Below are 13,813 nucleotides of genomic sequence, written 5' to 3'. Positions count from 1 at the left end.
TAGAATAAACAAAGCGAAATATAAATAATAAAATGAAAAATCTTGTGAAAAAAATAAAATTAAAAAATCTCAGAAAAAAATCTTAGCTTGACAGCATTGCAAAAGATGTATAGCAAATTATAAATTTAGAAAAAAAATTTTGTTTATTTTAAAAATAAAAACTTATACATCTTAACTATTGTATTTTTTAAATTTTACAGAATTTAATATATAAAAAATAGGAAAATTAATTAATACTATAAAAATAATAAGTATTGCTTATTAATTATTTTAATAATATATTTCATACAATTGATTATAAATATTATATCATTTATATTATTAATTAAAGATAATAATAAAATTCATTTATTTTTCAATAATGATTTATTATTAATCCTTTGAAAGTTCCATTTAATCTATTAGAATTTAATATGAATTTTAATAAATAAATAATTATTAACTTAATTGAGGCTTAAAAAATGAGTGATACAATAAAAATTTTAACTATTCAAGATTTATCATGTTATGGTCAGTGTTCAATTACTGTTGCACTACCTATTATTTCTGCTTTTGGAATAGAAACTGCAGTTATCCCTTCTGCTGTTTTATCAACACATACTTCTGGTTTCAGTGAATATACGGTTAGAGATTTAACAGAAGATCTTCCAGCTATTAAAAAACATTGGGAAAAAGAAGGAATATATTTTGATGCAATATATACTGGATATATTGGATCAATAGAACAGTTTGAATATATAAAAGAAATTATAGATTCAAGACTTAAACCTGGTGGGAAAGTGTTTGTTGACCCTGCTATGGCAGATCATGGAGAATTTTACTTTGGTTTTGATCAAGAATTTGCAGATAAAATGGGTGAACATTGTAAATTAGGAGATTATATTCTTCCAAACACTACTGAGGCATGTTATATATTACATAGGCCTTGGAAAGAAGATTTTACTCATGAAGAAATGTTGGAAATTGCAAATGAACTTTCTACATTTACTAAAAAACATGTTATCTTAAAAGGAGATAATCATAAGGAGAATGAACTTGGAATGATTGTTTTAGATAAAGACCAATTAGATGATGTGGAAACTGTTTATAATAAGAAAATTGATTATGTATCTCATGGAACAGGGGATGTTTTCGCTTCAAGTTTTGTTGGATCTGTCTTAAATGGTAAATCTCCTAGTGATGCTTCAAAAATTGCAGGAGAATTTACAAAAAGATCAATTGAAGAAACAATTGATGATACTGAACATTCTTATGGTGTAAAATTTGAAAAAGTAATTCCAGAAATACAAAATTTCCTTAATTTATATTAAGCTTTTTTTTAAGCTTTTTCTTATTTTTTTTTAAATTTTATTTTTTCTAATTCTTAGCTAGTTTCTAAATTTTTATTAAAATAAGTAAGTTTCTAAATTTAAAAAAAGAATTTTTTAAAGAAGATGATATATCTTCCTTAAATTATTTTTATATTTATTTGTTCATTAAGCATATCCTGAGACCAGCTTAACATAAGGTATTTTTCCTAAAATTGTAATTATTATCCCGGATACTAATAATAAAGCAGTTGATGCGAGAAGTATTAAAATTGCAGTCATAGTACCAGTTAAGTGAATGTTTTTAAGGGCACTCTCCATCCATCCTCTTAATATTATAAGATGAACTAAATAAATACCGTAGCTTGCTACAGATATAGAAACAATAAATTTATTAACAATGTCTTTTTCTAAAAAACCTCTTATTGATCCAAATATTCCTGATTTTGCTTCATAGGTATATTTAATCATTAAAAATACAGATGCTGCCTGTATGATTTGAGGAAAACTTAAGCTTAGTTTTGAGGTTAACATTAAATTGTCATATAAATAAAGTGTTTCATAGTGTAATATTTTAAAGACAGATACTCCAATAAACACAATTAAACTAATTAATATTATTTTATTTGCAGATAAATTGAATTCTTTCCTAGATAAATAATAACCTAAAATCACATAAGACATTGGTCCTATAAAGAAGTTTAAATCAAGTGCAATGTCCACACCCATCTTCCATGTTAAGTGATATAGTATAGATGCAATTAAAAAGATTATAATAAAATAGTCTAATTCTTTAGATTTAACATTCTTTATGAACACATTGACAAGGGGGATTGCTAAATAAACTCCTAACGCCATCCAACAGTACCAATATCTAGATAATGGCTGTTCTGTTGAATAAGCTGATAACAATATTCCAAGTATTGTAAAAAATATCACTGGAAGTGCAATCCTTACTACTTTTTTCTTTAAAAATGAACTTAATTCTATTTCTTTATTAAATGCTAAACAACCAGTAATCATTAAAAAAATAGGTACGCCAAACCTTAAACATTCTTTAAGATCATGGAATGGAAGATTTAATAGTTCAACATTAGCCCATATTCCACTTACATGTACTATTACAATAGAAAATATTGCAACAAATTTTAACATATCTATATATTTTATTCTATTCATATGAAATCATCTAAATATTTTTTTAGATTTTAATTATAAAAAATTCTTTAATTATTAAATAATATCCTAAAAATTATATATTATTCTAAAAATTTTTAATTATATTTTTTATTTTTTTTTAATTAAAAAGTTTTATTATTAAGATTTTATTATTTTATAAGATTTATCTTTTATTGTACAATTAAGTTATATATTATAGGTAATTATTAAAAAATTTTTAAAAATTTTAAAAATGAATTAAATTATTATGAAATTTTATATTATTTTTAAGTTGTGTTAAATTATTTTTTTTCTTTATTTAAGAATTGTTATAAATATTTTATTTATTAGTTTAATTTAATAATCTTATTTTATTATTTAAAATTTTTAAAATCATTAATGTTAATTTAAATTAAAATATTTTAGAATTTTTTTTTCATTATTTTCTTATAAAATATTCTTTAAAAAAATATAATATTTTTTACTTGTATTACTTTTTTAATTTTTCATTTTATTTTATGTTGAATTTTTTTTTTATCAATAAATTTTATACTATATATTTATTGAAAATTTTAATATTTAATACATTTAATATAATAGTTAGTGACTAAAATATTTTTAATTTAAACATATTTTAACATAATCTTTATATATTAAAAAGTATAAAGTAACTTTAACAAAAATTGAGGTGAAAATATGGAATTACCTATAGCTCCTATTGGCAGAATTTTCAAAAATGCAGGTGCTGACAGAGTCAGTGATGAAGCAAAAATTGCTTTAGCTGAGGCTATCGAAGAATGTGGAACCGAAATTTCTAAAAAAGCAGTAGGTTTTGCAAAACATGCAGGTAGAAAAACTGTTAATGCTGAAGATATTAAATTAGCTTGTAAAACTTGCTAGATTTCTAAAAATAATAAGTAAAGATTTTTCTTTACTTACTATTTTTTTTTTAAAAACTTGAAATATTTTAAATTATTTTAATATTTTGCTCTTTTTTTTAATATTATCTATTTTTTCATACAAAAAAATTAAAAATTAATAATGTTTTAATAAATATAAATAAATTTATATATAATATATAAATATATTATGTACAAATAGTTCAATCTTAAATACAAATAGTTCAATCATAAATTATAATTTTATTTCTAAAAAATTATTGGAATTTGATTTAAATAAATTGAATTTTATGGTTTATTATTGGTATAAGTTTTAAATTGTTGATTTTAATTTAAATTAATTTAATTTTATTAAAAATTATACTATTCATCTACTTATTTTTATAGTAATATAGGAAACATTTATAAGTAATTATATTAATATTATATAATGTCTAGTTTTCTAGAATTTCATTAATTACTAAATTTTATTAATCTAGTGTTTAAAACTAAAAAATATTAATATTGAAAATATAATCCTTCTATTTTTTAATTTAAGGGATTTATTTAGTGATATATGATATATTTAGATAATTATAGACTTTTATTATATCCTGTAATCTTTATAAAAGATTTGGGGTAATGCAAGTTTATTATATTCAGATTACTGTTTATAATATTTGCTGATGGATGGCTTAAGCCAGATGAAAAAGGAGGTAAATAATATGGCAAAACCAATTTATGTAAAATTTGATACACCTGAAGAAATTGCAAATAAAGCAGAAGAAGCTTTAGAAACCGCAAAAAATAGTGGAAAAGTTGCAAAAGGAACTAATGAAGTAACTAAATTTATTGAAAGAGGTAATGCAGCATTAGTCGTTATTGCAGAAGATGTTGATCCTGCAGAAATTGTTGCACATATTCCTGTTCTTGCTGAAGAAAAAGAAATTCCTTATGTTTACTTAGCGACTAAAGAAAAAGTCGGTGGAGCTGCAGGTTTAACCGTCGGTACTGCTTCAGCTTGTATTGTAGATGCTGGAGAAGCTGAAGACTTAGTAAATGAAGTTGTTGAAAAAATCGCAGAACTTAAAAACTAATTGTTTTAGCTCTGTAGAAAGATGATTCTTTCGATTTAGTTAAAATGGTGATTATATGGAAGATGGAGTACCTGCTGAAGTTATAGAAGTTCTTAAAAGAACTGGTATGACTGGTGAGGTAATGCAAGTTAAATGCAGAATCCTCGAAGGAAGAGACAAAGGTAGAATTTTAACAAGAAACATCATGGGCCCTGTAAGACAAGGTGATGTTTTAATGTTACTCGATACTATTAGAGAAGCTAAAGAAATTAGAACTCCATAGTATTTTTAAGAAGGTGTTTACATGAGAACTTGTTCATTCTGTGGTGAAGAAATAGAAGATGGTACTGGAAAAATGTATGTCAAAAAAGATGGCTCTATCTATTTCTTTTGTAGTAGTAAATGTGAAAAAAACATGATTAAGCTTGGTAGAGTACCAAGAAAAGTTAAATGGGTTAAAAAAACTGTTAACTAAGTAGGTTGTAATTATGATTCAAAAAACTTATGTAATGTTAAAACCAGACGCTGTTGGTCGTCGTTTAATGGGAAAAGTATTAACCCGTTTTGAAGAAAAAGGTTTAAAAATCGTTGCAATGAAATTAAGGATGATTCCTGAAGAATTAGCAAAAGAACATTATGGTGAACATAAAGACAAACCTTTCTTTAATGGATTAATTGAATACATCACTTCTGGACCTGTACTTACTATGGTTGTTGAAGGGGATGAAGCTATTAGTATTATCAGAAAACTTGTTGGAGCAACTAATCCGCAGGAAGCTGATGTTGGCACTATAAGAGGAGATTTTGGTATGGATACTGGAAGAAACATTATTCATGCATCTGATGCACCAGTATCTGCTGAAAGAGAAATTAATCTTTTCTTCAATGAAGATGAAATTATTGATTATTCTATGTCTGACAATTCTTGGATTTATGAATAAAATTAATTTACTTAATTAATATTTAAAATAATATTTAAAATCATATTTAATGATTTATCAATAATTAAAACTTTAACTTTTAAGTTAAGCTTTTAATTAATATTTACAAATTAAATGTGGAGATAAGGATGAAAATACGATCACCAATTGTTTCTGTATTAGGTCATGTAGACCATGGAAAAACCACTTTACTTGATAATATTAGGGGAAGTACTATTGCTAGTAAAGAAGCAGGTGGTATTACTCAACATATAGGGGCTACTGAAATTCCTATGAGTACAATATCTAATATTTGTGGTCCTTTTGTTGAAAAGTTATCAATTGTAGATACTATTCCAGGACTTTTCTTTATTGATACTCCTGGACATGCAGCATTTACTTCCCTTAGAAAAAGAGGTGGAGCATTGGCAGATTTGGCAATTTTAATTGTGGATATTAATGAAGGTTTTAAACCTCAAACATTTGAAGCATTGAATATTCTTAAAATGTATAAAACTCCATTTATTGTCGCTGCTAATAAAATTGATAAATTGTTTGGATGGGATTCAGTAAAAAATTCTTCTTTTACAGAAAATTTCAACAATCAAGCTCCTAATGTTCAACAAGATTTGGAAATGAAATTATATGAACTTGTTGCTAAATTACATGATGAAGGTTTCCAATCAGAAAGATTTGATCGTGTAAGTGATTTTGCATCTCAAATTGGTATTGTTCCAATTAGTGCAAGTACTGGTGAAGGTATTATTGAACTGATTACTATGTTACTTGGTCTTGCTCAAAAATATTTAACATCTCAACTTGAAATTCATGAGGATGCACCTGCTAAAGGCACTGTACTTGAAGTTAAAGAGGAAGTTGGTCTTGGAACTACTATTGATGCTATTGTTTATGATGGTATTTTAAAAACAAATGATGATATAGCACTTATGGTTCCAGGGGATGTTTTAACAACTAATATCCGATCTATATTAAAACCTCGTCCATTAGAGGAAATCAGAGAGTCAAAAAATAGATTTGAAAATATTGATTCAGTAACCGCTGCAGCTGGAGTAAAAATTTCTGCTCCAAATTTAGATGATGTTATTTCTGGATCTCCTATGCAGGTGGTAAGTGAAAAAAGTAATGTTAAAGAAGAAATTTTAAAGGAAATGGATGATGTTACTATTGATACTGAAGATGAAGGGGTATTAGTTAAAGCTGATACTTTAGGTTCACTTGAAGCTGTTGTAAATTTATTAACTGATATGGAAGTTCCTATTAGATCTGCTAATATTGGGGATATATCTAAAAGAGATATTATAAATGCTAATATTGCTTTAGATGAAAATGAAGATTATGGTGTTATTTTTGCATTTAATGTTAATATTCATTCTAAAGCAGTAGATGATTTAAATGATTCAAATATTAAGATGTTTAAAGGAGATGTAATTTATCAGTTAACTGAAGATTATGTTGCTTGGATTGAAGAAAGAAAAGAAGCTAAAAGAAAAGCTTATCTTGATGCAATTATTAAGCCAGGTAAGATTTTTTCTATTCCTAAATTAATTTTCAGACAAAGTAAACCTGCAATTTGTGGTATTGAAGTTCTAAGCGGAACTATTAAACCAAATTATCCATTAATAAATGCAAATGGACATATTGTGGGTAAAATAGTAAGTATGGAAGATAATGGTGAATCTTTACATTTCATTTCTCGTGGTCAAAAAGTTGCTATGGCCATTGATGGGGCTATGACAGGTAAGGACTTTGATGAGGGCGATGAATTATATGTAGATATACCTGAAAATCATTATAAGGTTTTAAATCGTGAATTTAAAGATAAACTTTCTGAAGATGAATTACAGACTTTAGAAGAATTTTTAGAAATCAAGAGGCGTAATGAACCTGATTGGGGTAAATTAAGACTGTTTGAATCTTAGATAAATTTAATATTATATAAGTATTTTAACAATAATTAAAATTTTAATCAAAAATCATATTAAAAATTATTAAATTATTTTGAAATTAATGAATAGGAGGAATTGTGTGGTATTTAAAGTAGTAGTTTCAGATAAAGAGTCAACTTACCAAATTGAAACTGAAGAAGATGGAAATCTCATTGGTTTAAAAATTGGTGACGATTTTGATGGTAGTTTTCTTGGTTTAGATGGATATAATTTAAAAATCACTGGTGGATCTGATAAGAATGGATTTGCAATGAGAAGTGATGTTCCAGGACCTAGGAGAATAAGAACTTTAGTATCTGGTGGTGTAGGTTACAAACCTCAAAAAGCTGGAGAAAGAAGAAGAAAAACAGTAAGAGGAGATACTATATCTGATGATATTGTTCAAGTTAATACTGTTGTTTTAAATCGTGGACCTAAATCAATTGATGATATTTTAGGTTCTGCTGAGGAAGATGAAGAATAGTTTTTACTATTCTTAATTAAATTTTTAAAATTTATATAAAATTTACAAATTTATAATAAGGTGTAATCTGTGAAAGTACAGGCTGATGTTAACATAGGTTTAGTAGGACATGTTGATCATGGTAAAACTACTCTTACAAGGGCTTTATCTGGTGTATGGACTGATACACACAGTGAAGAAACTAAAAGAGGTATATCTATTCGTTTAGGTTATGCGGATATTGATTTAAGAAAATGTCCTAAATGTGATGAGCCTATATGTTATACTACTAAGGAAGAATGTGAACATTGTGGTAGTGAAACTGATATAATAAAAAAAGTTTCATTTGTAGATGCTCCAGGTCACGAAACTTTAATGGCTACAATGTTATCTGGTGCTGCAATTATGGATGGTGCAGTTTTAGTTATAGCGGCAAATGAATCCTGTCCACAACCTCAAACTAAAGAGCATTTAATGGCTCTTGATGTTATTGGTGTTAAGGATGTTATTGTAGTTCAAAATAAGATTGATATTGTTTCTCGTGAGAGGGCTGTTGAAAGTTATAATGAAATTAAGGAGTTTGTAAAAGGTACCTGTGCCGAAGATGCCCCTATAATACCAGTTTCTGCTCAACATGGTGCAAATATTGATATTTTAATTGAATCAATAGATAAAAATATTAAAACACCTAGACGAAGTGTTAGAAAATCTCCATTAATGTATGTAGCTCGTTCATTTGATATTAATAAACCAGGTTCTTCTCCTAAGAAAATCAAAGGAGGGGTTATTGGTGGAACTTTAGTTCAAGGTACACTTCGTATAGGAGATACAATTGAAATTAGGCCTGGTGTTGATGCTAGTTCTGATAAAGATAAAAACTCTAATTGGATTTCTCTTAAATCTGAAATTATTGGTTTAGAGGCAGGAGGAGAACAAGTAGATAAAGTTACTCCGGGTGGACTTGTAGGTATTGCAACCAAATTAGATCCTTCTCTAACTAAGGCAGATTCATTAAGTGGTTCAGTTGCAGGTAAAGAAGATAAATTACCTTCAGTTTTATTTGATTGTGAAATGGAAGTTAACTTATTAGAACGTGTTGTTGGAACCAAAGAAGAAAGAGAAGTTTCTCCAATTAAACTTAACGAACTTTTAATGATTAACTGTGGTACCACTACAACAATTGGTATGGTCACATCACTTAAAGGTGGTTTAGTTCAGGTTAAATTAAAATTACCAATCTGTGTGGATAAAGATGTTAGAGTTGCTTTAAGTCGTAGAGTTGGAGCTCGTTGGAGATTAATTGGTTTTGGTATTATAAAATAGTTTATAATTTATTCATTTCATTTTAGTTAATTAATTTATATTAATTTAACTATTTTGAATTTTTCAATAATTATTTCTAGAAGGCATTTAATGGTTAATGAGGTTGTTATAGATACAAATTTTTTCATGGCTATATTTCAATTTAAAATTGATATTTTAGATGAGCTTAAAAAAGTTGTACCCTCATATAAATTAACTACTCCTAAATTTGTTATAAGTGAACTTGAAGGATTAAAGACAAATAAAAATCAAAATATTAGAAAACAGGCTGCAATGGCTTTAAAAATTGCAAAATCTGGTGATGTTGAAATAATGGATGTTTCAACTTTAAATGGAGAGTCAGTTGATGATGCTCTTCTTAGAATATCAAAATCTAAAATTCTTGCAACAAATGACAGTCAATTGAAAAAACGTGCTAAAGAAGCATCTATTCAGGTAGCATATATACGTCAAAAGCGTTATGTTGCAATTGATTAGAACTATTCAATTGATAAGATAAAATTACAATTAAAAATATTATCTAAATATATAATAATATTTTAACTAAATAAATAATATTTAAATTTAGTTTAAAATTAAAAATCAAATTTAATAAATATTCTAAATTTTAAATATTTAGATTATTTATTTCAAAAATCAAAATAAAATTAAAAATATTAATAATATTAAATATAATATTTATATTAATAAAGTTAAAATAAAATATTAATTAAAATAAATTAAATAATATTTAATATTTTTAGTAAATTTATAAATTATTTAAATTTCTAAAATAATATGAGGGATTATTTTGTATTATGAGACAAAAATTGAGGATACGGTAAGGATTTCTCCTTATAGATTTAAGGATCCTTTAGAGAAGGTTGCTATGGATACTCTCAATGAATCTTATGTTGGTAAACTTGATAAAACATTAGGTTTATTCGTTTGTGTTTTCAGAATTGATGAGATTAGTGAAGGTAAATTAGTCATTGGTGATGGAGCAACTTACCATCATGTTACTTTTTCTGCAATCTTCTTCAGACCAGAACAACATGAAGTTGTTGAAGGTCAAGTAATTGAAATTGCTGAATTTGGAGCATTTGTAAGAATTGGGCCTATGGATGGTTTAGTCCATGTTTCTCAAGTTACAGATGATTTTATTAATTATGATCCTAAAGGAGGATCACTTATTGCAAGTGAATCTAATAAAGTTCTCACAGAAAGTGATAAAGTTAGAGCAAGAATTGTCACTTTATCTTTAAAAGCTAAATCAATTAAAGATAAAAAGAATAAAATTGGTCTTACCATGAGACAATTTGCTTTAGGAAAACCTGAATGGATTCAAGCAGCAAAAAATAAAGGTAAAAATAAAAAAACTAAAGCATAATGAGATGATTTAAATGAGTGAAAATGCTTGTACTAGATGTAAAAGGATTACTAATAATGAATTTTGTCCTGTTTGTGATGGAAAAATACCAACTTCTGATAATTGGAGTGGCCTTTTAATTATTCTTAATCCTGACTCTTCTATAATGGCTGAAGAATCAGGTATTACTTTAAAAGGAGAATATGCTTTAAGAGTTAAATAAAAAGCTTTTAAAATTTAATTTATTATTAAATTAAAACTATATTTCTAATTTCAATTATATTTATTATAAAATTTTTAATAAATTCTAGAAAACAAATTTAAAAAAGGTTATTAGTTGAAATTTTAAGAAATATAATGGGTAAATTTAAATTTTAAAATAAACAAAAGAAAAATAATTTATCATTAAATTTAAATTAAATAATTTATAAATAATTTTAATGAATGGGGTTTTATATTGTTAAAGATTACTGAAGAATTAATTAGGGATTTAAAAACTCCTCTTGGAGATTTATATGCTGAATTTGATGATGCTTTAGATTTAATTTCCTCTTCAAATTTTTTAATATCAGTAGGTGATTATACACTAAATAAACTCCTATCACATAATATTTATCCAAATATAGGGATAATCGATAATCGTATTCAAAGAAATGCCTGCGATTCTAATTTAGATCATACTAATAATATTTTACATGCAGTAAATCCTCCTGGAACTATTACTGATGATCTATGGGCAACCATAGAATTTGCAATTAAACATTCAATTAATGATGGTGAAAAATATTTAATTGATGTTGAAGGGGAAGAAGATCTTGCAGTTCTTCCTGTTATACTTTTGGCTCCAGAAGATACTACTGTATTATATGGACAGCCAAATGAGGGTTTAGTTTTACTAAATGCTGGTGATTTAAAAGAAAAAGGTCAGAGATTTATCAATGATTTTAAAGAGATTTAATCTCTAAATCCAATTGCTCTAATGATAAATTAGCTAACCAATAATAAATTTAATGAGGGTTAACTATGGAAATAGAAATATTTGAAGAAAAAGAAAATAAGATCTTTAATAGAAATGAAGTCAGATTTTACATTAATTATGAAGGAGAAGCTACTCCTAATATTATTGATGTTAAAAACAGATTAGTTGCTCAACTTGATTCTAAAAAAGATTTAGTTATTGTAGATACTATCGATCCATACTATGGTGAACCTAAAGCATTAGGTTATGCTAAAGTATATGCTACAAAAGAAGATGTAGAATACATTGAATCTGAAAGTGTTTTACTTAAAAATCAAGAGCCTGAAACTGAAGAAGAAGCTGAAGAGGCTGAAGAAGTAGAGGAAGAGGCTGAAGAAGAAGCTGAAGAGGCTGAAGAAGAATAGTTGGAGGATTTCAAATGAAAGTATCTAGTTTATATGATGTTGAAGATGATAAAATAGTTAGAAAAAATCCTGTATGTCCTCGTTGCGGTGGAGGAGTTTTCATGGCAGACCACGGTGATAGATATGCTTGTGGTAAATGTGGATATACTGAAATGAAAAACAAAGATTAAGTAATCTTCAGTTTTTCTATTCTTTTTTTATTTTACTTTTATTAACACTTGTTTTTTATTAATTTTAAATTATATTTTTATGTTTTTTCTAATTTTTTTAATCTATTTATTATTTTTTCTTATTTATTTGTGATTTTCATATGTTTTTTCTAATTTTCTTAATCTAATTTAATTAATTATTTATATTAACTTTACAAATATTATATTAATTATTAAAATTATATTTTTATTTATTATTTTTTAAAGGTGAGCTTTTTTGAAAATACGTAGTGGAAGATTAGATAAAGAAATGACAGATGAAGCTGCTGAATTTACTTCATCTTTGGAAGCTGATAAAGAGATTTTTTATGCGGATATAAAATGTAACTTTGCACATACTACAATGCTTAAAGAAGAAGGTATTATTGATAGTGATATTGCAGATAAAATATTACAAGGACTCTTACAACTTAAAGAAGAAGGTTATGATGTACTTAATTTTGACCATAGTGTGGAAGATATACATATGGCTATTGAAAATTATATAACTGATATTGTAGGCCCAGATGCTGGATTTATGCATACAGCAAAATCAAGAAATGACCAGGTTGCAACAGATATACGGCTGGTTTTACGTGAAAAAATAAGAGATATGCAAGAGGATATTTTAGATTTCATTGATAAATTAGTTGATATGGCTGATAATTATAGGCAGTCTGTATTTATTGGTTTTACTCACTTGCAGCATGCACAACCTATTACTATTGCTCATCATTTAATGGCACATGTTCAAGGGTTAAAAAGAGACTATGAAAGATTGGATGATACATATAAACGTGTGAATTTAAATCCATTAGGCTCTGCTGCAATGACTACTACTAGTTTTCCTATTAATAGAGAGCTTACAACAAAACTTTTAGGTTTTGATGGTTATCTTGAAAATTCAATGGACGGAGTATCTGCTCGGGATTTTGTAGCAGAAGCAATATTTGATTTGTCATCTCTTTGCACTACATTATCTAAAATATGTGAAGAGCTAATTCTTTGGAGTAGCTATGAATTTTCAGTTATTAGAATGGATGATGCATACTGTTCTACATCTTCTATTATGCCTCAAAAGAAAAATCCTGATGTTGCAGAGGTTGCAAGAAGTAAGGCAACACGTGTTAATGGAGAACTTGTAACTGTATTAACTATGCTTAAGGCATTGCCATATACATACAATAGAGATCTTCAAGAAGTAACTCCTCATTTGTGGAACAGTTTTTATGAGTCTAAGGCTGTTTTAAGTATTGTCTCTAAAATGTTACTTTCAGTTAAATTTAATGAGGATGTATGTTTAGAATTAGCAGGTAAAAACTTTGCAACTGCAACAGACCTTGCAGATATAATGGTTAGAGAGAAGAAAATACCATTTAGGATTGCACATAAGATTGTAGGTCGTATAGTAAATGAGGCTACATCTCAAGGTATGGAAGCGACTGATGTTACAAGTGATTTTGTTGATAATGTATGTCGGGAACTTGAATTACCTGAGCTAAATCTTGATGATATTTTAGTTAAAAGTGCTTTAGACCCTCTTGAAAATGTTAAAATGAGAAAAGTTCCAGGTGGACCTTCACCAGAGATGGTTAAACTGGCTATGGATAATATTAAAGAGTTTGTAAATGCTGAAAAACAATCTAAGTTCTAACTCTTTCATATTTTCTATTTTAAATATTGTATATTATATTTTATTTATTTTATTTAATTTATATTATAATTTTTTAGGGGCCTGAATTTTTTAGTTCTCAGATAATTGTTGTATTGCTGTTTTTGAGTTAAATCCTAGTGATATGATTAATGCTCCTAAAAATACATTC

At 26.6% G+C, this 13,813-nt stretch carries 17 protein-coding genes; 16 read left to right on the top strand and 1 reads right to left on the bottom strand.

The window, feature by feature from the left end:
- The first annotated feature begins 461 nt into the window (after positions 1-461).
- The gene (locus QZ146_RS05765; RefSeq protein ID WP_295722714.1) at positions 462-1,310 is read left to right on the top strand and encodes a bifunctional hydroxymethylpyrimidine kinase/phosphomethylpyrimidine kinase; all 849 of its coding nucleotides are present in this window, start codon (positions 462-464) and stop codon (positions 1,308-1,310) included.
- Positions 1,311-1,475: 165 nt separating this feature from the next.
- Here the strand turns inward: QZ146_RS05765 and QZ146_RS05760 are convergent, their stop codons facing one another.
- Complete coding sequence (locus tag QZ146_RS05760; protein WP_295722713.1) at positions 1,476-2,486, bottom strand: acyltransferase; 1,011 nt, start codon at positions 2,484-2,486, stop codon at positions 1,476-1,478.
- 675 nt (positions 2,487-3,161) lie between these two features.
- Between QZ146_RS05760 and QZ146_RS05755 the strand changes: the two genes are divergently transcribed.
- From QZ146_RS05755 to argH, 15 genes are all read left to right on the top strand, one after another.
- On the top strand, positions 3,162-3,365 hold the full coding sequence (locus tag QZ146_RS05755) for a histone family protein (RefSeq protein WP_295722712.1): 204 nt from the start codon (positions 3,162-3,164) through the stop codon (positions 3,363-3,365).
- Positions 3,366-4,068: 703 nt separating this feature from the next.
- The gene (gene rpl7ae / locus QZ146_RS05750; RefSeq protein WP_295722711.1) at positions 4,069-4,440 is read left to right on the top strand and encodes a 50S ribosomal protein L7Ae; all 372 of its coding nucleotides are present in this window, start codon (positions 4,069-4,071) and stop codon (positions 4,438-4,440) included.
- A 55-nt stretch (positions 4,441-4,495) separates the two neighbouring features.
- Complete coding sequence (locus QZ146_RS05745) at positions 4,496-4,702, top strand: 30S ribosomal protein S28e (protein ID WP_295722710.1); 207 nt, start codon at positions 4,496-4,498, stop codon at positions 4,700-4,702.
- Between the two features lie 21 nt (positions 4,703-4,723).
- Positions 4,724-4,894 (top strand): 50S ribosomal protein L24e, encoded by a 171-nt coding sequence (locus QZ146_RS05740; RefSeq protein WP_295722709.1) that lies wholly within the window; start codon positions 4,724-4,726, stop codon positions 4,892-4,894.
- Positions 4,895-4,907: 13 nt separating this feature from the next.
- The gene (ndk, locus tag QZ146_RS05735) at positions 4,908-5,360 is read left to right on the top strand and encodes a nucleoside-diphosphate kinase (protein WP_295722708.1); all 453 of its coding nucleotides are present in this window, start codon (positions 4,908-4,910) and stop codon (positions 5,358-5,360) included.
- A 128-nt stretch (positions 5,361-5,488) separates the two neighbouring features.
- Positions 5,489-7,279, top strand: a complete 1,791-nt coding sequence (infB, locus tag QZ146_RS05730) for a translation initiation factor IF-2 (protein WP_295722706.1) — start codon at positions 5,489-5,491, stop codon at positions 7,277-7,279.
- Positions 7,280-7,385: 106 nt separating this feature from the next.
- Positions 7,386-7,769 (top strand): 30S ribosomal protein S6e, encoded by a 384-nt coding sequence (locus QZ146_RS05725; protein WP_295722705.1) that lies wholly within the window; start codon positions 7,386-7,388, stop codon positions 7,767-7,769.
- Positions 7,770-7,838: 69 nt separating this feature from the next.
- A complete protein-coding gene (locus QZ146_RS05720) occupies positions 7,839-9,071 on the top strand; it encodes a translation initiation factor IF-2 subunit gamma (protein WP_295722704.1) in 1,233 nt (410 codons plus the stop codon).
- A 90-nt stretch (positions 9,072-9,161) separates the two neighbouring features.
- Positions 9,162-9,548, top strand: a complete 387-nt coding sequence (locus tag QZ146_RS05715) for a PIN domain-containing protein (RefSeq protein ID WP_295722703.1) — start codon at positions 9,162-9,164, stop codon at positions 9,546-9,548.
- 313 nt (positions 9,549-9,861) lie between these two features.
- Entirely contained in the window at positions 9,862-10,440 is a 579-nt protein-coding gene (locus tag QZ146_RS05710) for a DNA-directed RNA polymerase (RefSeq protein WP_295722702.1), read from the top strand.
- Positions 10,441-10,453: 13 nt separating this feature from the next.
- The gene (gene spt4 / locus QZ146_RS05705; RefSeq protein ID WP_295722700.1) at positions 10,454-10,642 is read left to right on the top strand and encodes a transcription elongation factor subunit Spt4; all 189 of its coding nucleotides are present in this window, start codon (positions 10,454-10,456) and stop codon (positions 10,640-10,642) included.
- A 234-nt stretch (positions 10,643-10,876) separates the two neighbouring features.
- Positions 10,877-11,377, top strand: coding sequence for a GTP-dependent dephospho-CoA kinase family protein (locus QZ146_RS05700; RefSeq protein WP_295722699.1), 501 nt, complete (start codon positions 10,877-10,879; stop codon positions 11,375-11,377).
- Between the two features lie 65 nt (positions 11,378-11,442).
- Positions 11,443-11,802: a 30S ribosomal protein S24e gene (locus tag QZ146_RS05695; RefSeq protein ID WP_295722698.1), complete on the top strand. Its 360-nt coding sequence runs from the start codon at positions 11,443-11,445 to the stop codon at positions 11,800-11,802.
- A gap of 14 nt (positions 11,803-11,816) precedes the next feature.
- Positions 11,817-11,972, top strand: a complete 156-nt coding sequence (locus QZ146_RS05690) for a 30S ribosomal protein S27ae (RefSeq protein ID WP_295722697.1) — start codon at positions 11,817-11,819, stop codon at positions 11,970-11,972.
- A 256-nt stretch (positions 11,973-12,228) separates the two neighbouring features.
- Positions 12,229-13,644 carry an argininosuccinate lyase gene (gene argH, locus QZ146_RS05685; RefSeq protein ID WP_295722696.1) on the top strand — a complete coding sequence of 472 codons (1,416 nt, stop codon included), beginning with the start codon at positions 12,229-12,231 and terminating at the stop codon, positions 13,642-13,644.
- Positions 13,645-13,813: the final 169 nt, after the last annotated feature.

The organism is uncultured Methanobrevibacter sp. (genome assembly GCF_905235195.1).
Lineage (GTDB): Archaea > Methanobacteriota > Methanobacteria > Methanobacteriales > Methanobacteriaceae > Methanarmilla.
Note: the sequence above shows the minus strand (reverse complement) of the source record. Positions and strands in the feature narration are given on the sequence as shown.

Bases quoted from the DNA above. Each gene is read 5' to 3' on its own strand.
- QZ146_RS05765 (WP_295722714.1), top strand. From the start codon at position 462: ATGAGTGATACAATAAAAATTTTAACTATTCAAGATTTATCATGTTAT.
- rpl7ae (WP_295722711.1), top strand. From the start codon at position 4,069: ATGGCAAAACCAATTTATGTAAAATTTGATACACCTGAAGAAATTGCA.
- QZ146_RS05715 (WP_295722703.1), top strand. From the start codon at position 9,162: ATGGTTAATGAGGTTGTTATAGATACAAATTTTTTCATGGCTATATTT.
- infB (WP_295722706.1), top strand. From the start codon at position 5,489: ATGAAAATACGATCACCAATTGTTTCTGTATTAGGTCATGTAGACCAT.
- QZ146_RS05690 (WP_295722697.1), top strand. From the start codon at position 11,817: ATGAAAGTATCTAGTTTATATGATGTTGAAGATGATAAAATAGTTAGA.
- ndk (WP_295722708.1), top strand. From the start codon at position 4,908: ATGATTCAAAAAACTTATGTAATGTTAAAACCAGACGCTGTTGGTCGT.
- spt4 (WP_295722700.1), top strand. From the start codon at position 10,454: ATGAGTGAAAATGCTTGTACTAGATGTAAAAGGATTACTAATAATGAA.
- QZ146_RS05755 (WP_295722712.1), top strand. From the start codon at position 3,162: ATGGAATTACCTATAGCTCCTATTGGCAGAATTTTCAAAAATGCAGGT.
- QZ146_RS05760 (WP_295722713.1), bottom strand. From the start codon at position 2,486: ATGAATAGAATAAAATATATAGATATGTTAAAATTTGTTGCAATATTT.
- QZ146_RS05695 (WP_295722698.1), top strand. From the start codon at position 11,443: ATGGAAATAGAAATATTTGAAGAAAAAGAAAATAAGATCTTTAATAGA.
- QZ146_RS05745 (WP_295722710.1), top strand. From the start codon at position 4,496: ATGGAAGATGGAGTACCTGCTGAAGTTATAGAAGTTCTTAAAAGAACT.
- QZ146_RS05740 (WP_295722709.1), top strand. From the start codon at position 4,724: ATGAGAACTTGTTCATTCTGTGGTGAAGAAATAGAAGATGGTACTGGA.